The organism is Enterococcus hulanensis, assembly GCF_005405485.1.
GTDB lineage: Bacteria > Bacillota > Bacilli > Lactobacillales > Enterococcaceae > Enterococcus_A > Enterococcus_A hulanensis.
In genome coordinates this window covers 116,068-140,616 of sequence record NZ_BJED01000006.1, presented here as the reverse complement: position 1 = coordinate 140,616, position 24,549 = coordinate 116,068, and the positions used below count along the sequence as shown (strand labels likewise).

General features: G+C 40.9%; 23 protein-coding genes. 9 read left to right on the top strand and 14 right to left on the bottom strand.

Annotation, left to right across the window (positions count from 1 at the left end):
• The 5 genes from FFR60_RS08380 to FFR60_RS08360 all read right to left on the bottom strand — a co-directional run bounded on the left by FFR60_RS08380 (window position 1) and on the right by FFR60_RS08360 (window position 4,182).
• Entirely contained in the window at window positions 1-744 is a 744-nt protein-coding gene (locus FFR60_RS08380; protein WP_137663789.1) for a cyclase family protein, read from the bottom strand.
• A gap of 140 nt (window positions 745-884) precedes the next feature.
• Window positions 885-1,823 carry an NADP-dependent oxidoreductase gene (locus FFR60_RS08375; RefSeq protein ID WP_137663788.1) on the bottom strand — a complete coding sequence of 313 codons (939 nt, stop codon included), beginning with the start codon at window positions 1,821-1,823 and terminating at the stop codon, window positions 885-887.
• Between the two features lie 62 nt (window positions 1,824-1,885).
• Window positions 1,886-2,248, bottom strand: a complete 363-nt coding sequence (locus FFR60_RS08370) for a YbgA family protein (protein ID WP_137663787.1) — start codon at window positions 2,246-2,248, stop codon at window positions 1,886-1,888.
• A 133-nt stretch (window positions 2,249-2,381) separates the two neighbouring features.
• Complete coding sequence (locus tag FFR60_RS08365) at window positions 2,382-3,065, bottom strand: fructose-6-phosphate aldolase (RefSeq protein WP_088933319.1); 684 nt, start codon at window positions 3,063-3,065, stop codon at window positions 2,382-2,384.
• Window positions 3,066-3,225: 160 nt separating this feature from the next.
• The gene (locus tag FFR60_RS08360) at window positions 3,226-4,182 is read right to left on the bottom strand and encodes a sugar-binding transcriptional regulator (protein WP_137663786.1); all 957 of its coding nucleotides are present in this window, start codon (window positions 4,180-4,182) and stop codon (window positions 3,226-3,228) included.
• Between the two features lie 253 nt (window positions 4,183-4,435).
• On the opposite strand from FFR60_RS08360, the gene FFR60_RS08355 reads away from it, so the two are divergent.
• A complete protein-coding gene (locus FFR60_RS08355; RefSeq protein ID WP_088933321.1) occupies window positions 4,436-4,912 on the top strand; it encodes a YbaK/EbsC family protein in 477 nt (158 codons plus the stop codon).
• Window positions 4,913-4,941: 29 nt separating this feature from the next.
• On the opposite strand, the gene FFR60_RS08350 is transcribed toward FFR60_RS08355, so the two are convergent.
• The gene (locus tag FFR60_RS08350; RefSeq protein WP_137663785.1) at window positions 4,942-5,592 is read right to left on the bottom strand and encodes a B3/B4 domain-containing protein; all 651 of its coding nucleotides are present in this window, start codon (window positions 5,590-5,592) and stop codon (window positions 4,942-4,944) included.
• Window positions 5,593-5,716: 124 nt separating this feature from the next.
• Here FFR60_RS08350 and FFR60_RS08345 point away from each other — a divergent pair, with 124 nt between their 5' ends.
• Both FFR60_RS08345 and FFR60_RS08340 read left to right on the top strand, forming a co-directional pair.
• Window positions 5,717-6,400, top strand: a complete 684-nt coding sequence (locus tag FFR60_RS08345) for a metal-dependent hydrolase (RefSeq protein ID WP_137663784.1) — start codon at window positions 5,717-5,719, stop codon at window positions 6,398-6,400.
• 117 nt (window positions 6,401-6,517) lie between these two features.
• Window positions 6,518-7,543: a threonine aldolase family protein gene (locus FFR60_RS08340; RefSeq protein ID WP_137663783.1), complete on the top strand. Its 1,026-nt coding sequence runs from the start codon at window positions 6,518-6,520 to the stop codon at window positions 7,541-7,543.
• Between the two features lie 40 nt (window positions 7,544-7,583).
• Here the strand turns inward: FFR60_RS08340 and FFR60_RS08335 are convergent, their stop codons facing one another.
• On the bottom strand, window positions 7,584-9,143 hold the full coding sequence (locus FFR60_RS08335; protein WP_137663782.1) for a PucR family transcriptional regulator: 1,560 nt from the start codon (window positions 9,141-9,143) through the stop codon (window positions 7,584-7,586).
• 211 nt (window positions 9,144-9,354) lie between these two features.
• Window positions 9,355-9,951, bottom strand: a complete 597-nt coding sequence (locus FFR60_RS08330; protein ID WP_088935900.1) for an ATP-dependent Clp protease proteolytic subunit — start codon at window positions 9,949-9,951, stop codon at window positions 9,355-9,357.
• A 295-nt stretch (window positions 9,952-10,246) separates the two neighbouring features.
• Between FFR60_RS08330 and FFR60_RS08325 the strand changes: the two genes are divergently transcribed.
• Entirely contained in the window at window positions 10,247-11,680 is a 1,434-nt protein-coding gene (locus FFR60_RS08325; RefSeq protein ID WP_137663781.1) for an amino acid permease, read from the top strand.
• 163 nt (window positions 11,681-11,843) lie between these two features.
• Entirely contained in the window at window positions 11,844-12,545 is a 702-nt protein-coding gene (locus FFR60_RS08320) for a DUF554 domain-containing protein (protein WP_137663780.1), read from the top strand.
• A gap of 48 nt (window positions 12,546-12,593) precedes the next feature.
• On the opposite strand, the gene FFR60_RS08315 is transcribed toward FFR60_RS08320, so the two are convergent.
• Window positions 12,594-13,019 carry a GNAT family N-acetyltransferase gene (locus FFR60_RS08315; protein ID WP_137663779.1) on the bottom strand — a complete coding sequence of 142 codons (426 nt, stop codon included), beginning with the start codon at window positions 13,017-13,019 and terminating at the stop codon, window positions 12,594-12,596.
• Between the two features lie 286 nt (window positions 13,020-13,305).
• Between FFR60_RS08315 and FFR60_RS08310 the strand changes: the two genes are divergently transcribed.
• From FFR60_RS08310 to FFR60_RS08295, 4 genes are all read left to right on the top strand, one after another.
• Window positions 13,306-14,745: an amino acid permease gene (locus FFR60_RS08310; RefSeq protein WP_088933325.1), complete on the top strand. Its 1,440-nt coding sequence runs from the start codon at window positions 13,306-13,308 to the stop codon at window positions 14,743-14,745.
• Window positions 14,746-14,902: 157 nt separating this feature from the next.
• Window positions 14,903-15,643, top strand: a complete 741-nt coding sequence (locus tag FFR60_RS08305) for a class I SAM-dependent methyltransferase (protein ID WP_088933326.1) — start codon at window positions 14,903-14,905, stop codon at window positions 15,641-15,643.
• Window positions 15,644-15,662: 19 nt separating this feature from the next.
• The gene (gene pepA / locus FFR60_RS08300) at window positions 15,663-16,736 is read left to right on the top strand and encodes a glutamyl aminopeptidase (protein ID WP_137663778.1); all 1,074 of its coding nucleotides are present in this window, start codon (window positions 15,663-15,665) and stop codon (window positions 16,734-16,736) included.
• Between the two features lie 408 nt (window positions 16,737-17,144).
• Window positions 17,145-19,802 (top strand): cation-translocating P-type ATPase, encoded by a 2,658-nt coding sequence (locus FFR60_RS08295; protein WP_137663857.1) that lies wholly within the window; start codon window positions 17,145-17,147, stop codon window positions 19,800-19,802.
• A gap of 45 nt (window positions 19,803-19,847) precedes the next feature.
• Here FFR60_RS08295 and FFR60_RS08290 read toward each other — a convergent pair whose 3' ends face one another.
• The 5 genes from FFR60_RS08290 to dapB all read right to left on the bottom strand — a co-directional run bounded on the left by FFR60_RS08290 (window position 19,848) and on the right by dapB (window position 24,498).
• Entirely contained in the window at window positions 19,848-20,579 is a 732-nt protein-coding gene (locus FFR60_RS08290) for an amino acid ABC transporter ATP-binding protein (protein WP_137663777.1), read from the bottom strand.
• An 11-nt stretch (window positions 20,580-20,590) separates the two neighbouring features.
• A complete protein-coding gene (locus FFR60_RS08285; protein WP_137663776.1) occupies window positions 20,591-21,244 on the bottom strand; it encodes an amino acid ABC transporter permease in 654 nt (217 codons plus the stop codon).
• A 17-nt stretch (window positions 21,245-21,261) separates the two neighbouring features.
• Window positions 21,262-22,035: an amino acid ABC transporter substrate-binding protein gene (locus tag FFR60_RS08280; protein ID WP_137663775.1), complete on the bottom strand. Its 774-nt coding sequence runs from the start codon at window positions 22,033-22,035 to the stop codon at window positions 21,262-21,264.
• Window positions 22,036-22,077: 42 nt separating this feature from the next.
• On the bottom strand, window positions 22,078-23,238 hold the full coding sequence (locus tag FFR60_RS08275) for a cystathionine gamma-synthase (RefSeq protein WP_137663774.1): 1,161 nt from the start codon (window positions 23,236-23,238) through the stop codon (window positions 22,078-22,080).
• 459 nt (window positions 23,239-23,697) lie between these two features.
• Window positions 23,698-24,498 carry a 4-hydroxy-tetrahydrodipicolinate reductase gene (dapB, locus tag FFR60_RS08270; protein WP_137663773.1) on the bottom strand — a complete coding sequence of 267 codons (801 nt, stop codon included), beginning with the start codon at window positions 24,496-24,498 and terminating at the stop codon, window positions 23,698-23,700.
• Window positions 24,499-24,549 lie beyond the last annotated feature (51 nt).

The window sequence follows — 24,549 nt, the reverse complement described above, 5'->3', positions numbered from 1 at the left end:
TTATTCTGTTGGAACAATAGCAATCGCGCGAACGTTGAAACCGGGAGCGTCTTTGACTTTCGGTACTCCGATCGATATTGCGCCGCCAACGGCTGGCAGCTCAGTCAGCCGATTCAAGACTTCCACTTGGAACTTATCTTGCTGCAGCCAATACAATTCGCCAATCAGTCCGCCATTTTTCGTACAATCAACAGATGCGTCTGTATCCAAAGTTTCATGCCCAATCGCCGTTACGTTTCGTTCTTCATGTAAAAATTTTAAAGCTTCTAGTGACCAGCCTGGTGTATGAGCCTGTCCCTCTTGATCCACGTTATAAAAGGCTTCCGGATCATCCCAGCGTTTTGACCAGCCGCTGGCAAACGCTACAAAGCTCTCTGCTGGAATTTTTCCATACTCCGCTTCAAAAGCCTTGAGATCTTCTACCGTCACAGAATAGTCTGAATTTTCTTCGACTTCTTTTTCTTTATTGATAACAATCAGCGGCAATAAAAAATCTTTGATTGGCAGTTGATCCACCGATACACGATCTTCCACAAAATGGACTGGCGCATCAATGTGAGTCCCGTATTGTGTGACTAACTGATACTCTTTCGCAAAAAATCCGTCTTCTTTCACCGTGACCAAAGTTTTTTCCTGCATTGGCTGGAACGATTGAAAATAAGGAATCCCGCCATAAATACTATGACTTAAATCAACCCATTTCTGCTGCTGTAAAAAAGCAATGCTGTTTGTAATCTCACTCATACTATTCCTCCTCAGACCTTATTAATAGAACGCTTTCACTTTTGTCTTAACGATACCGAGAAAAAAATCCGCTGTCAAATCGTAATTGACGCATTGCTGACAAAGAAGCTGCGCCGAAATTATTCGGCACAGCTTCTTGATTAGTCATTTATTAAAACAATTTTTCCTTTAGCATGATGAGTCGCACTTAATTCATGCGCTTCCTTCACCCCTGCTGCAGTGAGTGGATACGTATGACCCACGATACTTTTTACTTTTCCTTCAGACATTAAATCTGCAATTTCTTGTAGTTGCTTGCCATCTGGTTGAAGCCAGATACTTTCAGCCACAGCAACACTCTTAGCTAATTCTTCATCTGGTTGGCCGACGATCGAGATTAACCGTCCGTCCTTATTCAATACCTTGAAGCTGTCTTTTTGAACGTCGCCGCCCATTGTATCAAAGACTAAATCAATGTCTTCCAATACTTCTGAAAAATCGGTGGTGTGATAATCGATTACTTGATCGGCACCCAGCTCTTTTAACAGTCCATGATTTTTTTCACTTGCTGTAGTGATAACTGTTGCACCAGCATTTTTAGCTAATTGGATGGCATAAATACCAACACCGCCAGCACCAGCATGGATCAGAACCTTTTCGCCTGCTTTTAATTTCCCATGAGTGAATAATGCTTGATAAGCAGTTAATCCCGCTAACGGCACTGCCGTTGCATCCTCAAAAGAAACGGAATCAGGTTTGTTTGCTAATAAGTGATCATCAACAATCGTGTAATCTGCATATGTACCAAAACGCGTCGTCTCTGGACGAGCAAAAACCTCTTGCCCGACTTGCCAATCCTTCACTTCTGATCCAACTTCCGCGATTTCTCCTGCAACGTCCCAGCCTAAAATAATTGGAAAATCCCAAGGCATCATTTGTGCCAAGTAGCCTTCACGTAATTTCCAATCAATCGGATTGACTGATGTGGCTTTTACTTTTACTAAAACTTGATGTTCACCTAGTTCAGGCAAAGTTACTTTACTTTCTTTTAATTGGTCTGCATGACCATATTCTTCTATTACAACTGCGCGTGTTTCCATTCGTGCATCCCTCCATATCGATTCATTATAAAAGTCCTACCTGAAAATCGGAAACGATTTGCTTAATCAAAAAAATGAGAGTCCAAAAGATACGTCGTTTGATATTTTTCTGCCAATTCCTTTAAATAAGGAAGGGCTTGATCATCCGTTTCTGTCATCTGATCAAGCAGAATAAAAAAATGCTGTCTCTCTTCTGGCGATGTCACTTTTTTAAAATAGCCCCAGACATGTTCGTAAGCATTTCTTCGGGCTTTTACATCAAACGGCAGTTTTTTCACTGTATCCAAATGTTGATAGAATTGCTTGGTTTTCTCTTCAGACCACTGATTGCCGGAGAACAATTGACGCAGCGCTAGATATTCGTTTTGTGAGCGCGCCATGACAAAATATTTCCACTGGGCCCATTCTTTTTGGATCTCATGCATTTCGCTCACCTCTTCTTCAGCTTAACATCAGACCATACGGTTATCGAAGTAAAAGGCTCAACAGCTCCTATGTTGAACGAGAAAAAGACTGTAGACTCATTTGCCTACAGTCTGAAAAAGCTATTTTTAACTCTTATGATAAATCTGCAATTGTTGTGCCTTCACCGAAGATTGCTTCCCAATCCCCAGTAAAATCAGTTACAGCTTGTGCAATTGACGGCATCGCCAAAGCCTGTTGAATGATATCAACACCCATCGTTGCTGCTTGACTGCCATTTTCCAAAGCAGAGTTAACTTGTCCGACGTTCTTAAAGCTGGCTGCCAAGATTTTTGTCTCACTCTTCGTGCGAGCGATCTCTTCTGCCATTTCAAAGATTGCTTCACGAGGGTCGATATTCAAGTTTTCCATCCGGTTAAAGTATGGTGCAATATAATCAGCACCGGCAGCAATTGCTAAATATGCTTGAAACTTAGTATAAATAGCCGTAGCCGTAACATTGATCCCGCGGCGTTTCAATTCTTTGATTGCTTTCAAGCCCGGCTCATTGACTGGGATTTTGATAAATACTTTTTGATCTATGTTCGCTAAGATTGTTTCTGCATCCTTGATGATACCATCGTAGTCTGTCGCAACGACTTGCACGTGTAATGAACGATGCTCACCGATAATCCCGCGGATTTCTTTCATGTGTTTGAAAAAGTCGATCTTCCCTTCTTTTTTAACGATCGAAGGATTGGATGTAACACCGGCAATCGGTAAAAAATCAGCAAACTTTTTAATATCAGCAATATTGGCTGTATCTAGCATAAATTCCATTATTGAAAACTCCCTTACTCTTTTCTATAGAACAAGCATAGCATCTTCAAAAATATTTTTCTGCCTTCTCACGACAAAAAAAGCGAAAAGCTTTGCAGCAAGCCTTTCGCCGAAGAACATTTTTTGACAATCGCACAAATGTGCACTTTATATAAAAAAACTACTTTCGTTGACTAAGTCGTAAAATCTCCTGTGCGGTTTCTTGATCGGTGATTAGGGTTTTAAGGTAGCCTCTTTCTAATAACGGTGCGATCGAACGCGCCTTAGAAATTCCACGAGCGATTCCCACCGATTGAGGAACATCGGCTAACTCCTCGATCGATAATCCAATCGTACGCTGATTCAACGGACCATTTAAAAGTTTTCCATAACTATCGTAAAAACGGCAACAGCAATCTCCCACTGCCTCTCGCAATTTCAATTCTTCATAATCTGCCGGAGACAATAAATCCCGCCATTGACTTTTATGATAGCTCAAAGGCCCGCCGACACCTACGATAACTAAATCCAAACGTTTCCAGTATTCTTTTAAATCATGGAAATATTTCGAATTAAAAATTCCTTCCGCCAGTTCCTTCGTTTCTTGAATCACCGTGGCATTCACAAATAAGCTGTGCCCATTCAATTTACGCGCCAGTTCGTAGACTAGTGTATTCACATGATAGCGTGAATTGATGTGACTCGGCCCGCCGACCACCGGCACAACAGAAACATCTGATAATTGTTTGGGATCGATCTTATTGACTGCTCTGCCCACGCTGGCTCCCCAGGATAAACCGATGACCATGTCATCAGACAGTTGACGTCGAATCCAAGTACCGGCTGTTTCAGCCAATTGTTCTTCTTTTGCTTCTTCACTGGCATCACTGTCAGTTGCTACTAATTCAACAGCCGTCAATCCAAACGTCTGCTTCAGCTGTTCCTCTAGCTCGAATAAACTTGCATCAAAATGATTAATCTTAATCTCTACGATCCCTTCTGCTTTAGCCTGACTCAGCATTCGGCTGACGGTCGTTCGATAGATTGCTAATTCTTTGGCGATCTGTGCCTGTGTCAGTTCTTGTTCATAATACATATAAGCGACTTTGGCTAATAATTTCTTCTTATCTTCCTTCATATTTGTTTCCTCCCGTAAGAGTCTCTTCTTCTATTCTAACAAAATATCATTTACTGCGTTCAGCAAAGCGTGTATCATTATAAATTAATAAAACTAAGATATCGATCTGCCAGTTTTACACGAAATAAAAATCAGCTTCATTTTTTTGACAGTCAATGATTTCATTGGTAGGAAGTCGTCTGTCACAATAAATGAACTGCGGATGAATCACATTTTTCTTTTAGAAAAATGCATCGGATGAAGGAGGAAAAAAATGTCTGTTGAAGCTGTAAAAGAATATTTTTCACACTATGGGATCGCCGAGCGGATTCAGGAGTTTCCTGTCTCCAGTGCCACGGTCGAACTAGCGGCGCAAGCACTGGATTGTGCGCCTGAGCGCATCGCGAAAACCTTGTCTTTCAAATTAAAGAAGGCAGAGAAAAGTCTCTTGATCGTCGCTGCTGGTGATGCAAAAGTCGACAATGCAAAATACAAGGCCGCTTTTGGGGAACGAGCGCTGATGCTGAAGGCTGATGAAGTGGAGACGGTCATCGGTCATCCGGTGGGCGGTGTTTGTCCTTTCGGAATTAATCCGGGCATTGATGTTTATCTGGATGAATCCTTGAAACGTTTCGAAAGTGTCTATCCTGCTTGCGGCAGTTCAAACAACGCGATCGAATTGACGATACCGGAATTAGAAAAATATACTCAGTTCAAACAATGGGTTGATGTTTGTAAAAATTGGGAATAAAAAGCGAGGCAGAAATTCTGCCTCGTTTTTTAAATGACGCCTTGTTCGATAACGCGACAATCAGTCAAATAGTTTTCTAAAATTTCCTTCACCTTTGCCTGATCAACCACGGCATCCTCATTAAATTGATAACCTACCAATAAGGCACGCGTTGTTTCTTCAGAAATCATTCCCCGTGTTGAATCAGATGTCGGACTGCCAAAGGGGCCCTCCTCGTCAGCTAACACTAACAGATTTTCAATATTGACAGATTTGTTTCCGATCCCTGCATATCGAGCCTCTGCTGGTCCAACCGTCAATTGGATTGGCTCAGTTACCTTTCCTAGATCATAAGACCCAAACGGCAGCTTCCATTCTAATGAAAAATAATTATTCAAATCTACTAACGCATTGATCTGATATAAGCCCTTTTGCTGAATGATACGACGCCATAAACTGTCAGACGATGGACGAAAACGAGCAGGATCTTTCCCTAAAGCACGATAAACTTTTTTAGTTGCTGTGATTTGCGGATCTTCTTTGATACTCTCCAAAGTATCTTCTGTTTCGATTTTTTGAAGTAACGGATTCAGCACCTCTTGCCAAATCTTTTCACTGTGAGACTCATTCTTAAACTCAATGACACTGTATGCCAAAGATACCCCTTGTTCTTTCACTTTTGAATCAATGGTTAATTGCATATTCATTCCTCCAAGACTTTTTCCTTACTTTCTTCTAGTTTAAACGAATTCACGCAAAAGCAAAAGCTTACTTATTATCGAAGGTCTTCGTTATAATAGAGGTGCAGGAAGAGAGGGAGATACTATGAAAATCACTTATCATGGTCACTCAGTTTTATCAATCGTTATGGATGATGGGCAAAAAATCTTATTTGATCCGTTTATAACAGGGAATTCTTTGACCGACCTAACAGCAGACGAAGTAGAAACAGATTGGATTTTAGTTACCCATGGACATAGTGATCACATTGGCGACATGGTTCCGATTGCAAAGCGTAATGATGCAACAGTTATCAGTATCGTAGAAATTTGCAGCTTCGCAGAGAAAAATGGCGTAGAGAGAACACATGGAATGAACATCGGCGGAAAATTTGATTTTCCTTTTGGCCGAGTAAAAATGGTCCATGCACAGCATAGCTCAGGATATGAAGTAGATGGACAAACCCTTTATATGGGTGAACCGGCTGGATTTATTTTGCAGGCGGAAGGAAAAACGATCTATCATGCTGGCGATACCTCAAATTTTGGTGACATGGCACTCTTTGGAGAAGCCTTTGATATTGACATCGCTTTTTTGCCGATCGGAGATAATTTTACGATGGGGCCACAGGAAGCTGCTAGTGCTGCCAAACGCTTGAAGGCCAAGCAAGTCGTACCGATCCATTACAATACCTTCCCAGTCATCGAGCAAGATCCGGAAGCATTCGTTAAACTCCTGCCGGAAAATGTTGGCAAAGTTATGGCGGTTGGTGAAACCATTGAACTTTAATTTATTAGAAGCTTGTGAAGCATTATCTCACAGGCTTTTTTTGAGCTCGTCTAATCTGCTACACTCGTCTAATCTGCTACAATAGAAGATAGTTAAGCGCGATGAAAGGAGTTCCTTATGTTAAATTTTGAAAGTGATTATTTAGAAGGTGCACACGAAAAAATCTTGCAACGTATGCTGGAGACGAATGAAGAAAAGCTGAGCGGCTACGGTCGGGATCAATACTCTGCTTCAGCGGTTGAAAAAATCCGCCAAGCCTGTCTCTGTCCTGAGGCGGATGTCTACTTCATCGCAGGCGGAACGATGACGAATGCCTTAGTTATTGCTTCCTTATTAAAAAAAATTGAAGGCGTTATCGCTCCTGAGACTGGTCATATCACGACCCATGAAACTGGTGCGATCGAATTTTCTGGACATAAAGTCTTGAGCCTGCCACAAACAAATGGAAAAATCTCAGCTCAGCAAATTCGTGAGTATCTCGAACAATTTTGGGCAGATGACAATCGAGAGTTCATGGTCTTCCCTGGAATGGTTTATTTATCTCATCCGACGGAATATGGGACCTTATATTCGAAAGAAGAATTAAAAAATATTTCTGATGTATGTCACGAGTATAAAATTCCACTCTTTTTGGACGGCGCACGTTTAGGCTACGGCTTAGCCAGTCCTGAATCTGATTTAACCTTGCCGTTGATTGCGGAATATTGCGATGTTTTTTATATTGGCGGAACAAAAGTTGGGGCTTTTTTAGGTGAAGCAATCGTCTTTACAAAGAATAATTTACCTGAGTATTTTGTCGCTCATATGAAGCAGCAAGGTGCATTATTAGCTAAAGGACGACTCCTCGGACTGCAATTCGATACTTTATTTACCGATCAGTTGTATTTTGAAATTAGCGAGCATGCGATTGCAATGGCCACGAAGTTGAAAAATGGTTTGGCAGAAAAAAATTACCGCTTCTATTTAGATTCTCCCACTAATCAGCAGTTTATTATTTTAGAAAACAATCAAATGGAAGAACTAAAAAAGGAAGTTGCTTTCAGCTTCTGGGAACAGTACGATGACGAACATACCGTGATTCGTTTTGCTACTAGCTGGGCAACAAAAGAAGCAGATATCGACGCCTTATTGACACTACTATAAAAAAAGCGGCTCGGAATTCGAGCCGCTTTTTTTGTTAAGTTTATAAACTGATCATACGATAGACTAGACAGGCTACGTAACATTCATAGCTCTCAGAAAAGCGCATGACATTGTAGCCTAAAACTTCGCTGATTTTTTTTATACGATACTTCACCGTATTTTTATGAATAAATAATTGTTCGCTACAAACTTGATAATCCGCTCCCGCATCCAATAAAAAACTGCACAAAGTCATGAGCTGTTCTTTGCTGTCCATAATTGGTGCCAGCACGTTCAAGGTCTCTTCCACCTCTGCTTCTCCGGCTTGAATCAATTTACTCGCATGAACAACTTGGCGAATCTCACTGATAGAAAAACTTTTCTTCCCGTGGAATAGTTTTGGCAGCTGCAAAGCGACTTTATTGACTAATTGATACGTCATTCGTACATCGGTCGTATTCCGTAGCCGCGGGCACAAAACAATACTATCAATCATCTCTTGGTACGGAGTGGCTTGCAGATAATCCTCTCCCAGCTCTAATTCTGAATCAGAATGGCAATAATTTCCCAATAATACAATCAATTGATCATCAATTAATTGTGCCACACAGGTCTTATAATAGTTCGAAGCATAGGCGAGAATATTTTCTTTTAACTTTTTTTCTTCTCTCAGATCATTTAATTGCAGCAGCCACATCAGCCCGATCCCTTTAACGTTGATCTTCAAATGGTTGGCCAAACGATACATTTTTTCACTTTCATCATTTAAGATGGCTTGGACTAAGGCATATTCACTGATCTCTCCATGTTTTTTACCCCATAGGTTCATCGCAACCTGCAATAATTCCACCGCCTGAGTACATTCCACTTCCGTCAACAGCTCATGTTCCTTCAAAAGATAAAAGCGCAGCATCCCGTTTTCTTTGTGATAAAGTTCTTTGTAAAAAATCGCGAAATCATTTTTTTGAACCTGCTGGCCGTCATCCACCACAACACGACGTAATATTCGTTCTAAATCGATGGAAGAGTTGCGAGGCCATTTGATTTGATTGACTATTTCATTATCCGCATTTGTCAGAATAATATTTGTGCGCAACAGGTCAGATAGCAGCTTCAATGTTACCTCGACAGTCCGTAAATGCTCTGGCAAAAGTGACGCCTTTTCCAACACTTCATTCACAATATTTTCAGTTGGTCGTTCTTTCAAGATTTCCGCCATCACTTCGACAATTACTTCACTGTAACGAATTTGGCTTTGATTTTTTGGCATTTGAATAATGACAAAGTCTAGCTCTTCTGCTGTTTTGATCACTTCCGGTGACAATCTTGGCAGCACGATTCCCACATAGTAAAGAATGATTCCCAACTCACCCATCTTATGTAATCGACCAATTGTTTCACATTGTTTTGCTATATCGTCTTTGATGTTAAAAAAAGATGTCAGCATCAACTCCCCAGAGCGGTATTCATTTGTCTCAAGCAAAGCTGCACAGTCATCCATATCTGAAATATCCAAGAAAGATAAAGATGTGACTGTCTGATTCAAACAATTTTGTCCACTCATCAACTGAGCCTCACGCAAAGAAGGTAAGCCTAACAACTCTTTCAATTTCGCACCCAAATTTGTTCCTCCTTAAAATTTTCACATCAAATTTTATTTTTCTTCTAACCTTAGCAGATTCATAATTTGTTGTCTATTCATTTTTATTCAAAAAAGGTTAAAATTTTTTGAATAAAAGAAACAGCTCTTTTGCGATATGTTGAATGTCTTCTTTCACCTGCAGACCATAAAAAAGAGACGAGCTCGCGCTCGTCTCACTGTTCTTTGATTCTTATTTAACGGCTGTATCGGATTCAACGATCTTTCCGACAATTCCATAATCTTTGGCTTCTTCTGCTGAAAGCCAGAAATTCCGATCAGTATCTTGTTCGATTTTTTCTAGTGTTTGACCTGTCGCTTTAGCAATCAGTTTGTTCACACGTTTGCGCATACGCAGGATTTCTTTCGCTTCGATTTGGATCTCAGTCGATTGACCTTGCACACCGCCGGCTGGCTGATGGATCATGTAACGGGTATTCGGCAAACTGTAGCGATCTTTTTTATCCGCAGCTAAATAGATCGTGATCCCTGCACTGGCCACCCAGCCGGTACCGATCATTTTTACTTTTGGTTTAATAAAACGGATAACGTCGTGGATCGTGTCGCCAGATTCCACATGGCCGCCTTGGCTGTTGATGAACATAGTAATCGGGTCATCATTGATCGCTGACAAATAAAGCAGCTGTTCTGTCACCGTCTTCGCCAATTCTTGTGTAATTTCACCATAAATTAAAATCGTCCGTTGCTTCAATAATTTTAACAACATTGGATTTTTTTCTTCCATTTTTTCCGTTTGTTCGTTTTCTTCCTCAGCTAAAAAGTCATTCATATAAAGTACCTCCTAAATTTCGTATACTTACTCGTGCTTCTAGTATAGCCAAAAAACTTCGGAAATGATAGAAAGAGCACTTTTTTTGGAGGGATTTTGATAAGGAAATTTCTGTCCTCTACTAGAAATATGGTAAACTCACTCCAAGAAACGGTTTTTAGTAGCACTATTTTATTTTTTATGGGAAGATAGATCGTATTTTGTGAACAGGAAGGGGATCGTTGTGGCCTATCGAAACAAACCTCCATCATTGGCTGCTCTGCTGAAATATTTTTAAATAAAAGGAGCAACTTACATGATTGAGGAAAAGAAAAGCTTTATCTCATGGCCTGTACTTGCCATGATGTCGTTTGTTACGGTCATCGGTTTTGATGATATTATTTATAACTTTGCCAACCAAGGATTAGGTGTGATTACTTCTTGGATCATTTTACTGCTATTATATGTGATTCCCTACTCTTTGATGGTGGGACAATTAGGATCCGTTTTTAATCACGAAGGTGGCGGCTTAACTTCGTGGGTACGGGGAACTAGCGGCGATCGTTTGGGTTACTTCACGGCTTGGACTTATTGGGCAGCATCAATCCCATACGTAGTCGATACTGCTAATGCCGTAGTCGTCGGCTTTGGCTGGCTGATCAATGGAAATGATTCTATGGAAGACAAAATGTCGAACTCGCTGTTTGCCTTATTGACCTTTTGTGTTTTCTTAGCCTTTATTTTTCTGCAACGCCACTTTAAAAAATCATTGGAAGTGTTAAGCACTTTAGGCGGCGGGGCCATGTTCATCATGGCAATCTTATTTGTCTTTATGACCTTCGCTTCATTATTTATGCCAAACGGACACATCGAAACACAGCCTATGAATCTTAGCGCTGTTATCCCAAAATTCGATCTTCATTATTTAACAACGATTGGATTATTGATTTACGCGATTAACGGTGCGGAATTGGTTGCACCATTCGTGACTCGGATGCGCAAACCGCAAAAAGATTTTCCAAAAGCGATGATCATGCTGACAGTGATGACGATTTTCTTAACAGTCTTTGGTTCATTCTCATTAGGGGTCTTCTTTAACGCTCATCATTTGCCAAATAATTTGAAGATGAACGGTTCTTATTATGCTTTTCAACGGTTGGGAGAATTCTTCCATTTAGGAAATACCTTAATGTATGTTTTCGCGGTGACACAGATCATTTATATGTGCGCTCTGCTGGCTGTTTTATTGGATGCGATGACTCGGATGCTGATCTCTGATACAGGTAAACAGTTCATGCCGAAGAAATTGACGAAGCTGAACGAGGATGGCTTACCAATTAATGGCTACATTTTGACGACTGCCTTAAGTGCCTTCATCTTATTATTAGGTGTTTTTCTGCCTGAGATGAATGACATCTTTAATTGGCTGTTAAATCTGAACGGAATTATTTCACCCGGAGTAACTTGTTGGATCTTCTATGCCTTCATTCGGATTCGTTTAGACAGCCGAAAATTCCAGTCAGATTATGTCTTTATCAAAAATGATCGTATGGCTGTTTTTGTCGGCGGCTGGTGTTTAGCGGTTACCATTATTGCTACATTATTTGGAGTTTTACCGCAAGATGCCGCTTATGGTTCAAGTCTATTCTGGCACGAACTAATCATCAACATTGTCGGCATCGTTGTATTGATTGGTTTAGGCTTCATCATGCCGACTCTAGCCAAACGTGAACGTGAAAAAGCCGCTTAATTATTCATTCTAACTATTTAAGACTGCATCACCTGTCTATTTTTGTGGATGGGGATGCAGTCTTTTTTGATTGCTATTCAAAAAAAATTCCACTCATGGTAAGATGATGTCTAAATAACGTTTAATTATTCTTTAATCGAAATCATAGAAACGGGTGAGTGTTATGTTGTTGTTTGGGTCAGTAGTGAATTGCCTCGCGATTATAGCGGGGAGTTTTTCTGGTATCATTCTGCGAAATATTACAGAGCAGACAAAGGATACCGTTACAAAAGGAATTTCCTTAGGTGTCATCGCCTTAGCGATCCAAATGTCGCTGCAGGCGAGTTCGTTTATCGTGATTATCATCAGTATTTGTCTGGGCGGAATGATCGGAGAATTTTTAAAGATTGAAGACTCCATGACTCGGTTAGGCTTATTTCTAGAAAATCGATTTGCTCGCGGGAATAGTAATTTTGCAGAGGGCTTTGTGACCGCAACCTTAATCTATGTGATTGGTTCGATGGGAATTATTGGAGCAATTGAAAGCGGCGTTAGCGGTAATCATCAGACTTTGTTCACTAAAGCAGTGATGGATGGCTTCATGTCGATCATGTTAACTGCATCTTTAGGTATCGGAGTTCTTTTCTCAGCCTTTCCGGTTTTGATTTACCAAGGTGCCATCACGATCTTTGCCAGCATCATCGTCCGTTACTTGCCAAAAGAATTGCTAGATAGTCTTATGAATGAAATCAGCGCAATCGGCGGATTGATGATTTTAGCAATCGGCTTAAATGTCATGAAGCTCACCAAAATTCGCGTTTCCAATTATTTACCAGGGATTTTAGTTTTGATTGTCATTATGGTCCTTCAATATTATTATTTCTAGCAACAACTTTATAAAACTGAATTAAAAATAAGCAGATGAAAGGAAAATTCATCTGCTTATTCTTTTGACTAAGTAATATTTTGTTGTGCCGACCATTGGAACATCTTCCAGCTCACCAAAAACCTCATACCCGTGCTTTAGATAGAAGCCTAATGCTTGATAAGCCTTCGTCGTCAAAGTAATGGTTTTTACTTTTTCTTGAAGCGCCTGCTCTTCGATTGCTTGCATCAATTTGGAGCCTACTCCTAATTTTTTATACTCATCTCCTACACCCAACAATGAAATATGCAGTGTATCGTATTGCTTTTTTCCAACAACTGCTCCGGCTAATTGCTCATCGATCCATGCCCCATAGGCTAGCGTCTTTTCATCTGCATCCAACATATTATCCGAAAATTGTGTTTTGTGCTGCTGTTCAAATACTTCATCTAAAAAAGGCATTAACGCTGTTCTTTCACTCTGTCTGATTTCCATCTTTTCACTTCCAGTACTTTTTATAGGGGTGCAATCTGCTAACATGAAAATTCGCAAATGATTCGATTAAAGGTTCATAGTTGCTTCAAAGCCCATTCTATCACGATTTTGGCAAATGAAAAAAATATATTAGCTGCAAAAATGATAATTACCAAAAAGTAAATTAGAAATCTGTAAAGTGAATTATATTGCTGCTTATCTTCTTTATACTTATAAGTAGGACGTGTAAGCGTTTTACTTATAGTCATGTGAAGTTTCGCACTTAGAGAGAAGGGAAGAAAAACAAATGGCTGATAAAAAGATCCGCTGGTTCACTGTTTCAATGATTGCTTTTAGTATGGTCTGGGGTTTCGGTAATGTCGTCAATAATTATGCCCAGCAAGGGATTTCCGTCGTAGTATCTTGGATATTGATCATGCTCCTCTATTTTATTCCGTACGCACTGATTGTCGGACAATTGGGCTCCACCTTTAAAACAAGCTCCGGCGGGGTCAGTTCGTGGGTTAAGGAAACCACGGGCAAAAGAAAGCTCGCCTATTACGCCGCTTGGACTTATTGGGTCGTCCACATCACCTACTTAGCGCAAAAACCGCAATCCGTTTTGATCGCCCTTGGCTGGGTATTCAAAGGAAATGGTCAGGTCGCCACTGATATGAGCGTTCAGACTGTTGCCATCATTTCATTGATTATTTTCTTAATCTTTTTATTTCTTTCCACAAAAGGTCTGACCACGCTGAAAGTTATCGGAAGTGTGGCCGGTTCAGGGATGCTGATTATGTCGATTTTATTCATCATTTTAGCTGTCGCTGTTCCATTTATTGATCCTTCATTTAAGACCGCAACACCTAATATGGGTGACGTTAAAACGTACATTCCAGATTTCAACCTAAACTACTTCGCCACCATTTCTATGTTGGTTTTTGCTGTTGGCGGTGCTGAAAAGATTTCCCCTTATGTAAATTCAATTGATCGACCTACAAAGAATTTCCCGAAAGCTATGATCTTCATGGCAACGATGATCGGTTTGAGTGCCGTCCTTGGTTCTGTAGCAATGGGAATGCTGTTTGACAGCAATAATATCCCAGATGACTTGATGGCTAATGGTGCATACAGCGCCTTCCAAATCTTAGGGAATCATCTAGGCGTCGGCAATCTCTTGATGATTATCTATGGCTTGGCTCAAACAGCCGTTCAATCTTCCGCCTTAGCTTTCTCCATCGATGCACCTCTAAAAATCTTATTATCAGACGCTGATCCTGAGTATGTTCCTCAGTGGCTGCGCAAAAAAAGTAAAAAAGGCACTTTAGTCAATGGCTATTTACTGACTGGTCTACTCGTGAGCATTATCATCATCCTGCCAATTTTTGGTATCAAGAGTATGAGTATTTTAGTGCAATGGCTGACTAATCTAAATTCCATCGTAATGCCGATGCGCTATATCTGGGTATTCTTCGCTTACATGATGCTGAATGCACAATACAAGAAATTCAATTCCGAGTACAAATTCATTAAAAATCCGAAAATTGGCTTCTTCGTTGGTTTCTGGTGCTTTGCCTTCACGATTCTTGCTTGTATTTTAGGCATGCTGCCTAAAGTGGATTACGCAGCCGATCCCAGCTCTTGGATATTCCAATTGATCTCAAATATCGTTACACCGATCGTCTTGATCCTCCTTGGAATGATCCTGCCGATGATCGCCAAGCGCGAGCAGCAGAAATTAAAGTAAAGATTACGCGACTCTATTCCATTTACTTGCCTTGTTTAATCAAGGCAAGATTTTTTTCTGTTAACTAGCTGAAAAGAAGCTCCTCATTCGCCAGAGTTCAAATTCACTTTTTTGAAGTGTATACTGAAGAAAATCGATGCTTAGAAAGAAGATTATTATGTCTGAATATTTAAATGACCTTGAATTATTTTGGAATGATTTCGCCGAAGAATATGAAGCGATTCAACAAGAATCTCCTTTTCCAATTGCTGAAGATTTGCGGGATTTCTTGCTAGCAGAAAAAATTCTCCCCTGCCAAACTTTTTTGGATCTTGCGGGTGGATCAGGTCGCTATTTATCTACATTCCAAGAATATGTAAAAGCATACGATCTATTGGACATTTCTCAAGAGATGCTAAAGCTTGCCGCTGAGAAAGCTGATACAAATGTCCAGTTCATCAATCAAGCTCAGGAAGTTTTTCTGAATCGAAAAAAACAGAGCTATGATCTTGTCTTTTCAGCGATGAACCCTGCGTTGCAGACTAAAACAGATTTACTGGATTTTTGCCAAGCCAGTAAAGATTGGTGTTTACTCTTGCGGGTGGTCAAGGATGAAGATCAGCTCTTCTCTTCCTATGAAGAAAAGAATCCTGATTTGCTTTTAAATGAACGCTGTAAAACATTTCTAGATGAAATGCAAATTTCCTATCGGACGAAACGATTTTCTTATACCAAACACGAAGAGTTCAGTCGTGAATTTTTCCAAGAATACTTTGCAGAGGATTTTTCTTTAACGGAATTGGCCGAGATTACCGAGAAAGCTTTTGGAGAGTCGCAACAAAAAAGCAATCAGCAATTTCTCGATTTTGAATTAATTTATTTTCACGTACCAAAGACTTATAATGAGAACGGATCTTAACATTTGAGGAGGAATTTAGATGGAAGAAAAAACTTTTCAACGAATCAAAGAATTAACCGAGCTGCAGGGAACCAGCGGCTTTGAAGAAGATATTCGCAGTTACATGCGTAATGCGATCACACCATTAGTCGATGAGGTGCAGCAAGATGGCTTAGGCGGTATTTTTGGTCTGCGTCAAACTGATGAAAACAAACCAAGAGTGATGGTGGCAGCTCACATGGACGAAGTCGGCTTCATGCTGACAGAGATTACTCCTCGCGGATTATTTAAGGTAGTGCCTTTAGGCGGCTGGAATCCTTATGTGGTTTCTGCACAACGCTTTACCTTAAAAACCAGCAAGGGCAACTATCCTTGTATCTCCTCTTCTGTTCCACCGCATCTATTGCGAGGAACCAACGGACAAGGTCAAGTCAAAGTTGAAGATATCCTTTTTGATGCCGGCTTTGAATCCAGAGATGAGGCGCTAGCCTATGGTGTCCTGCCTGGTGACACGATCATCCCCCAAACTGAAACGGTTAAAACCGCAAACGGCAAAAATATTATCAGCAAAGCTTGGGATAATCGTTATGGCTGCACTGTCGTATTAGAAGCACTAGAAGCCTTGCAAAAAGAAAAACTGGACTACACTTTGATCGCTGGTGCCAACGTACAAGAAGAAGTTGGCTTGCGTGGGGCAAAACCTGCTGTCATAAAATTTCAGCCAGATTTATTCTTCGCGGTGGATTGTTCAGCGGCCGATGATCTAGTCACGACTAACGGAACCTTTGGTCATTTAGGCGAAGGAACCTTATTGCGTATCCAAGATCCTGGTATGATCTTACTTCCTCGCTTACGGGAATATCTCTTAGATACCGCGGAAACGCACAATATCCCTTACCAATACTTTGTTTCCAAAGGTGGAACAGATGCGGGTGCGGCACATACTGCAAATGAAGGAATTCCAAGTACAGTCATCGGGGTTTGCGGACGCTATATCCACACTCACCAAACAATGTTCAGTATCGCTGATTTTGATGCTGCCCGAGAAATGCTGATCCAAGTTCTAAAAGGTTTAGATGAAAGTACGATCAAGACGATCGTTGCCGGAAAATAGTCCCTTAATAAAAATTAAATAACTTCAAAAAAACGAGACTATCAAGGTTTTTTTAAGTTATTTGCCGCATCAATTTTGACAGTTCAGCATTTTTCTTGCAATCAAAAATGTTTTCCGTTAGGATTTAAACATATTAATAACTCCTTAGGGGAGTAACCGGCAATGAAAGTTGTTGTGATATCAACAGTAAGTCAACCAGCAATGGTTTTCTGGTATCGTATGAAATGGTGAGACCTAAGACAAGTTTAAACGCTTGCCTTGGGTCTCTTTTTTTGCGAGTTCGTACGATGAGATGACTCTCATTCACAAGTTAGTCTTCTCAAGCACACACCAGGTATCATCTACTTGCAAAAAAATTGCCGAATCAAGTGAATAAAAAATATTGGAGGATATAAATTGACAAAACACATGTACCAGCAAGAAACAAATGAATTAATGAAAGAACTAAACACTGCACCTGAAGGTCTAAGTCAAGCAGAAGCTCAACAGCGACTGCAAGAAAATGGACCGAATCAACTAAAAGAAGCGAAGAAAAAATCCTCGCTGACTTTATTTTTAGAAACCTTCAAAGATGCGATGGTGATCGTTCTGCTGATCGTCGCGGTCATACAAATGGTTATGGGTGCCCATGTTGAATCGCTTGTTATCTTCGCCGTACTCCTGCTAAACTCGTTCGTAAGTGTGATTCAAACGAAAAAGGCGGAAGGTTCGCTAGATGCTTTGAAAAAGCTGTCTGCACCAGATGCCAGTGTTCTTCGAGGCGGACAAGAGCAAAGTATTCCTGCCAATGAAATCGTGACTGGTGATATCGTCATTTTAGAAGCCGGTGACTATGTACCCGCTGATGGGCGCCTACTTGAAGCTGGGTCATTAAAAGTTGACGAAGGTATGCTGACAGGGGAATCTACTCCGGCTGAAAAAGAAATCAGCACATTAAACCAAGAGGTTCCCATCGGTGATAGGATCAATATGGTCTTTAGTGGTACGATCGTTACTTACGGTCGCGGGAAATTCTTAGTAACAGCTACTGGCAGCGAAACCGAAATCGGTCAAGTTGCTGGACTATTGGAATCAACAACTGAACAAAGAACACCGTTGCAACGTGGCTTGGATAGCTTCAGTAAAAAATTAAGTTTTGCGATTTTGATTTTATCGCTGATTATCTTAGGAGTACAATTATTGCGGGTTTTCCTAGACGGTTCAACGGATATGACGCAAGACATCGTCAATGCTTTTATGTTCGCGGTCGCTGTAGCCGTGGCTGCGATTCCTGAAGCTTTGCAATCAATCGTGACGATCGTTCTTTCTTTAGGAACAAAGAAAATGGCGAAACAGCATGCGATCATTCGCAAGCTGCCAGCCGTTGAGACACTAGGTTCGACAAGTATTATTTGTACCGATAAAACGGGTACATTGACACAAAATAAGATGACTGTCGTGGATTATTTCTTAGCGGATGGACAAAGCGGTGAATTTTCAAGTGATCCCAAAGATTGGGAAGCAGACGAACAACGCTTGATTGAGATTAGTGTATTGGCTAATGATGCTACGATTAGCGATGATGGCACAAAACTAGGTGATCCGACTGAGATAGCATTGATCGATTTCAGTGAAAGGAAAAATCAATCGTATCGTGAACTGCGTAAAAAATATCCTCGTGAAGCGGAATTACCATTTGATTCTGACCGTAAGTTGATGTCAACGCTCCACACGATTGATCAGCAGAAAATCATGGTGACTAAAGGTGGTCCCGATATTGTTTTTGAACGCAGCTCAAAGGTTTTACTTGATGGACAAGTCGTTGAGTTTACACCTGAACTTAAAACGCGTTTTCAGAAACAAAACGAATCTTTCTCTGAACGTGCGCTGCGTGTTCTAGCTTTTGCTTATAAGGAGGTTTCGACTAATTCATTGGCACTAGCTGATGAAGAAAATCTTGTATTAGTCGGCTTATTAGCAATGATCGATCCTCCAAGAGAAGAAGTTTTCCAAGCCGTGGCTGATGCGAATTCTGCTGGCATTCAAACAGTGATGATCACAGGAGATCACAAGACAACTGCGGTCGCTATCGCAAAAGAGATTGGGATCTTCCAGCAAGGCGATTTCGCATTGACAGGTGCTGAATTGGATCAGCTGAGCGAATCCGAATTGGCGGAACAATTAGAACAAATCACGGTTTATGCTCGTGTTTCTCCAGAAAATAAAATCCGCATTGTACGTGCTTGGCAGGATAAAGGAAAAATCTCCGCTATGACTGGTGACGGTGTTAATGACGCCCCTGCCCTAAAACAAGCAGATATTGGTATCGCGATGGGAACTGGAACTGACGTAGCCAAGGATGCAGCCGCGATGGTGCTGACCGACGACAACTTTGCTTCAATCATTAAAGCCGTCGAAGTCGGCCGAAATGTTTTTGATAATATCAAAAAGGCTGTTGCCTATCTTTTTGCTGGAAATTTAGGTGCGATCATTGCGATCATTTTTGCATTGGTGATCGGTTGGGCAAATCCATTTACCGCCTTACAACTACTCTTTATCAACTTGGTCAATGACTCTTTGCCGGCAATTGCATTGGGAATGGAAAAAGCAGAACCAACGATTATGAAACGCCAACCTCGTGATCCAAATAGCGGTATTTTTACTGGTAAAACATTGATCTCTGTAACCTATAGAGGAATCTTGATTGCTGCAGCTGTAATTACAGCCCAATGGATTGGAAACCAGCAATCAGCTGAAATGGGTGTCGCAATGGCCTTCTCTACCTTGATTTTGAGTCGAACATTACAAACCTTTGCCGCTCGTTCAAATACCCAAACGTCGCTGCAAGTTGGTTTATTCTCTAATAAAATGGTCTTGCTTGCGATCCTTGTCTGTGCTGGGTTATTCAGCCTGACATTGTTGCCAGGGTTGCGAGAAGTCTTTGCTATTCCAACAGCTTTTGCTTTAACTGACATTGGTTTAGCACTAGCCTTAGCCGCTTCAGCAGTACTGCTAATGGAAATCACTAAATTAATTTTAGTAAAGATTCAAGAACCCAAAGTAAAAACACAGTTTAATAAATGCTAAACACCAAAAACGGTAATGCCAGCTCGGCACTACCGTTTTTTCCTGTTATAAAAATTGTTGCAGGTATCGTTGAATCCGCAAGTTATCACTTTCAAAGAATGCTTGACTACTGCCGTCAAAGGTAACTTGCCCATCTTCTAGAAAAACGATACGGTCAGCGACTTTACGAGCAAATTCTAAATGATGGGTCACAACGATTTGACCGTTGCCTGATTCGGCTAAATCTTTGATGACTTGCAGTACTTCTTGGGCCAGCTCTGGATCAAGTGCGCTAGTTGGTTCATCATAAAGCATAAACTCCGGTTCCATCGCTAACGCTCGAGCAATCGCCACCCGCTGCATTTGTCCGCCAGATAATTGCTTAGGATGCTCTGCTGCTTTGTCCAGCAAGCCAACTTTATTCAGTAATTGTTCTGCCTGTTCTCGCGCTTGATTCTTTGAAATTTTCTTCACCTGTGTCGGACCTTCCATGACGTTTTGAATCACTGTCAAGTGGGGAAAAAGGTTGTACGCTTGAAAAACGATACTAAAATGACCGCGATATTCCTTTAGCTGACGAAAGGACAAATTTTGCGGAAAGGATAGATTATCCGGATCAATCTTGATTATCCCACTATCTGGCGTTTCTAATAAATCAATTGAACGCAATAGCGTACTCTTCCCTGATCCAGATGGTCCCAAGATGACTGTCGTCTCGCCAGGTTGAAAGGTTAAATCGATTTCTTTTAAAACTTGGTTACCATCAAAACTTTTGTTTAATTTTTCGATTGTTAACATATTTCTTCCTCCTAATAGACCATCCGTTTTTCAAGTACAGACTGCAGATAATTCAAGAAGGTACAAAAGACCAAATAATAGATTGCCACCATGCTGTACAACAATAACGGCTCATAAGTTCGAGCGGCGATCCTTTGGGCAGTCATAAAGATCTCAACAATCGTGATACTGGCTGCAAGTGAAGTATCTTTGACAAGACTAACAAAGTTATTAGATAGCGGCGGCAAAGCGATCTTGAAAGCCTGCGGCGCAATAATCCGATATAAAATCTGCCAACGGCTCATCCCTAACGACGCAGCCGATTCGTATTGACCTTGAGGAATCGCTAGTAAAGCGGAACGAATGTTTTCAGAAGCATACGCGCCGGTGTTTAGTGAAAAGGTTAAAATTGCGGCTGTCCACGCATCCATTTGAATTCCCACCGATGGAAGTCCAAAAAACACGATAAACAATTGAACCAGAAGTGGTGTTCCGCGGAAGATCCAAACATATAAGAAGAAAATTCCATTTAAGATGCGATTTTTTGAAATCCGTGCTAAGGCAGTTATCAGTGCCAAAATCATTCCCAAAGCAAAAGAAATCAAGGTCAAAGGAATCGTCATTTTTAGCAATGCCCAAAACAACGGCAGCGCCGAGCTTTGAATAATATCAATCGTTCGTTCCATTTTACATTCCCTTTCCTTTACTTAGAGATATCTTTCTTGAAATACTTTTCTGACAGCTTGGTTAATGTACCATCCGCTTCTAATTCTTTGATAGCTTTGTCAACTTTTTCCGCCAATTTTTCGTCACCTTTATGAAACATTGCCGCTACCTCTGTCGCTTCATCTGAAGTTTTCACAATTTTGATTGGTGCGTCTGGTTTTTGATTTAAGTAGTCATAATAGGTTACATCATCATTCAATGTAGCATCTGCGCGATTATCAACAACTAGTTCCACTGCCTTACTAAAACCATCGACACTAGAGATTTCCGCGCCAAGCTCTTCTGCCATTTGTGCATAGTTGCTGGTCAATGACTGAGCAGAGGTTTTTCCCTTTAAATCCGCGAAATCTTTGATTTCGTTATTGTCCTTATTTACGATCAATGCTGGATGAGAAACAGAGTAAGGCGTACTAAATACATATTTCTCCTTACGCTCAGGAGTGATCGCGACTTGGTTAAATACTACGTCTGTCTTCTTCGCATCAAAGGCTGCCAGCATTGAATCCCACGGCGCTTCAACAAATTTAACTTTATAGTCAATTTTTTTAGCGACAGCTTTTGCGACATCTACGTCATAGCCAGTCAACTTATCATTATCATCACGATAAGAAAAAGGTGAATAGGTTCCTTCAGTTCCTACCCGTAAAACATTCTTTGAACTGGCTTCACTGTCATCTTTTGACTGGCAACCGGCCAGAAATAAAACTCCGACGACTAAAAAACTAGCAACTGCAATAATTGATTTTTTCATTTTCTTCATTTCCTTCCTAGATACCTTACGATTAACGAACTTTTATTTTGCTGTTTCTTCATCATGTACACCCGTAAAAGCCTGCTCCAAGTCATTTTTCAAATCTGTTATGTCTTCGATCCCGACAGACAAGCGAATCAATCCATCCTTGATTCCAGAAGCTTCCCGTTTTTCCTTTGGAATCGACGCATGGGTCATGATGGCTGGAACTTCAATCAAGCTTTCAACACCACCTAAGCTTTCGGCCAAGGTGATCACTTTTAATGCCTCGACGAATTCTGAAACTTTGCTTTCATTCACCAATTCAAAAGCCACCATGCCGCCAAATCCGCGCATTTGTTTTGCAGCGATCTCATGACCAGGATGATCCGCTAGGCTTGGATAATAAACTTTAGCCACATCAGCATGATCTGCTAAATAGTTGGCGATCGTTTCAGCATTCTTTTGATGCGCCTCCATTCGAACACCTAAAGTTTTGATCCCTCGCTGCAACAACCAGCTATCCTGCGGTCCTAAGACGCCTCCCACCGAATTTTGATAAAATCCAATTTTTTCAGCAAGTTCCTCTTTGTTGGTGGTTGCCAGACCAGCGACTAAATCACTATGACCTCCCAAGTATTTCGTTCCACTGTGCAACACGATATCCGCACCTAGTGCTAATGGCTGCTGCAAATATGGCGTAGCAAAAGTATTATCCACGATTGTTATTAACTTATGCTCTTTTGCCCACGCAGCAATCTTTTCTAAATCAATAATCTTCAATAAGGGATTACTAGGCGATTCTAAGTAAAGTGCTTTGGTATGATCTGTTAATGCATCCTCAAGTTGCGACAACTCACGGCTGTCTACCATCGTGTAACTCAGGCCAAGCGGTTTGAAAACATGCTCCAATAAACGGAAGGTGCCGCCATAAACGTCGTCGCCTAAAATCAAATGATCTCCCGGCTGAAATAGTGATAAGGTTGCATGGATTGCTGCTAAACCGGAGCCAAAAGCAAAACCTTTCACTCCGCCTTCCAGTTCAGCGATCAATTCTTCTAGTGCTAAACGTGTCGGGTTGCCCGAACGAGAGTACTCAAAATCTCCCGGCTGCCCGACTTTCTTTTGGCGATAAGTCGAAGTTTGATAGATTGGTACGCTGACTGCTCCTGTCAATGGATCTTCGCTAATTCCTCCGTGAATCAATTTGGTTGATAAATGCATAATATTTCCTCCTGTTTAATAAGTTTTTTTGTGTTTATCTGCCAAGCAACAACACATAGTGATTCCCCCAATCCTGAATTTTGTGTACAAAAAAAGAGGTGCAAGCTATTAAAGCTGCACCTCTTGACTTCGTTAAAATTTTAGAAGTTTCCTTCTTTATCAAACGAGTTCAGAACAGTTAATAGGCATGACAAATTCGTATGCTGCTTTTTTGCACCATACAACAACATGCTGATTCAACTGTTTGAAGATTACGTTTCGCAATGTTGTTTGCCATGAGTTCTGACCTCCTTAAATGATTGCACTCAATTTAGCATTTACAAAATGAGAAGTCAATCAATTAAATTCCAGAATTTTTTTAAATAACTACAACTTGATTTATTGCAACTCAAAAAAATCTGTTTCTAATTCAACTTTTCTGACGCTTGAAAACAGATCAAAAAATAACTAAATTATTTTCTATAATTTTAAAACATCCGCAACAGAGTAACAACCCGGTTTCTGCTTGGCTAAGAAAATCGCACAGTCACAAGCTCCATTAGCAAAACCGTGCCAATCTGTTGAATGATGACTGATTTCTAAGCGCTCGCCCAAGCCACCAAAGAAAACAGTGTGACTGCTTGGCGTGTCCCCCATTCGCACAGAATGATATCCGATTGAGCCTAGTTTTCGTTCGCCTGATCCTTCACGACCATAAGTTGCTAGATCAGAAAGTTCCTCCCCCAACTCATGAGCAATCAACTCACCCATTTCTTTGGCGGTGCCGCTTGGTGCATCCTTTTTCCAGCGGTCATGCATTTCTACGATTTCAATATCTGTTTCTTCACCAATCGCTGCTGTTGCCATTTGCAGGAGCTTATTCATAACATTAACCAGCTTAGACGTATTTGCGGCATACAGCATGGGGATCACCTCACCAGCCTGACAAAATAATGCCTTTTCCTCTGGACTGAAACCGGTAGTTCCACAAACCAAAGCTTTTTTGTGTTCTTTTGCTAAACGCAAAGTTTCTAAACCCATTTCCTTTGTAGAAAAATCGATGATTACGTCACAGTCTTCGATCACTTCTGCCAAGTTATCCACGACGGGTATACCAAGATCACGTCCAAGTACAGTTACTCGTCCTAAATCTTGTCCAATATAGTCTCGTCCGCTCGGTCCAACTCCGGCTATTAGAGTTAATTCCTCACTATCAGCTGCAATCTGTGTGATCAAGCGCCCCATTTTTCCACGTGGTCCGACAACAATTGTTTTAATCATTTTTCTCCTCCTCAAATAAACAGTAAAACGATTTCAAAAATAGTTTACCAT

Coding starts and splice junctions, on each gene's coding strand:
- FFR60_RS08280 (WP_137663775.1), bottom strand. CDS start 22,035: ATGAAAAAATCAATTATTGCAGTTGCTAGTTTTTTAGTCGTCGGAGTT.
- FFR60_RS08340 (WP_137663783.1), top strand. CDS start 6,518: ATGTTAAATTTTGAAAGTGATTATTTAGAAGGTGCACACGAAAAAATC.
- FFR60_RS08380 (WP_137663789.1), bottom strand. CDS start 744: ATGAGTGAGATTACAAACAGCATTGCTTTTTTACAGCAGCAGAAATGG.
- FFR60_RS08320 (WP_137663780.1), top strand. CDS start 11,844: ATGTTGTTGTTTGGGTCAGTAGTGAATTGCCTCGCGATTATAGCGGGG.
- FFR60_RS08350 (WP_137663785.1), bottom strand. CDS start 5,592: ATGCAATTAACCATTGATTCAAAAGTGAAAGAACAAGGGGTATCTTTG.
- FFR60_RS08345 (WP_137663784.1), top strand. CDS start 5,717: ATGAAAATCACTTATCATGGTCACTCAGTTTTATCAATCGTTATGGAT.
- FFR60_RS08330 (WP_088935900.1), bottom strand. CDS start 9,951: ATGAATGACTTTTTAGCTGAGGAAGAAAACGAACAAACGGAAAAAATG.
- FFR60_RS08290 (WP_137663777.1), bottom strand. CDS start 20,579: ATGTTAACAATCGAAAAATTAAACAAAAGTTTTGATGGTAACCAAGTT.
- FFR60_RS08310 (WP_088933325.1), top strand. CDS start 13,306: ATGGCTGATAAAAAGATCCGCTGGTTCACTGTTTCAATGATTGCTTTT.
- FFR60_RS08305 (WP_088933326.1), top strand. CDS start 14,903: ATGTCTGAATATTTAAATGACCTTGAATTATTTTGGAATGATTTCGCC.
- FFR60_RS08370 (WP_137663787.1), bottom strand. CDS start 2,248: ATGCATGAGATCCAAAAAGAATGGGCCCAGTGGAAATATTTTGTCATG.
- pepA (WP_137663778.1), top strand. CDS start 15,663: ATGGAAGAAAAAACTTTTCAACGAATCAAAGAATTAACCGAGCTGCAG.
- FFR60_RS08365 (WP_088933319.1), bottom strand. CDS start 3,065: ATGGAATTTATGCTAGATACAGCCAATATTGCTGATATTAAAAAGTTT.
- FFR60_RS08285 (WP_137663776.1), bottom strand. CDS start 21,244: ATGGAACGAACGATTGATATTATTCAAAGCTCGGCGCTGCCGTTGTTT.
- dapB (WP_137663773.1), bottom strand. CDS start 24,498: ATGATTAAAACAATTGTTGTCGGACCACGTGGAAAAATGGGGCGCTTG.
- FFR60_RS08295 (WP_137663857.1), top strand. CDS start 17,145: ATGTACCAGCAAGAAACAAATGAATTAATGAAAGAACTAAACACTGCA.
- FFR60_RS08360 (WP_137663786.1), bottom strand. CDS start 4,182: ATGAAGGAAGATAAGAAGAAATTATTAGCCAAAGTCGCTTATATGTAT.
- FFR60_RS08275 (WP_137663774.1), bottom strand. CDS start 23,238: ATGCATTTATCAACCAAATTGATTCACGGAGGAATTAGCGAAGATCCA.
- FFR60_RS08355 (WP_088933321.1), top strand. CDS start 4,436: ATGTCTGTTGAAGCTGTAAAAGAATATTTTTCACACTATGGGATCGCC.
- FFR60_RS08315 (WP_137663779.1), bottom strand. CDS start 13,019: ATGGAAATCAGACAGAGTGAAAGAACAGCGTTAATGCCTTTTTTAGAT.
- FFR60_RS08325 (WP_137663781.1), top strand. CDS start 10,247: ATGATTGAGGAAAAGAAAAGCTTTATCTCATGGCCTGTACTTGCCATG.
- FFR60_RS08375 (WP_137663788.1), bottom strand. CDS start 1,823: ATGGAAACACGCGCAGTTGTAATAGAAGAATATGGTCATGCAGACCAA.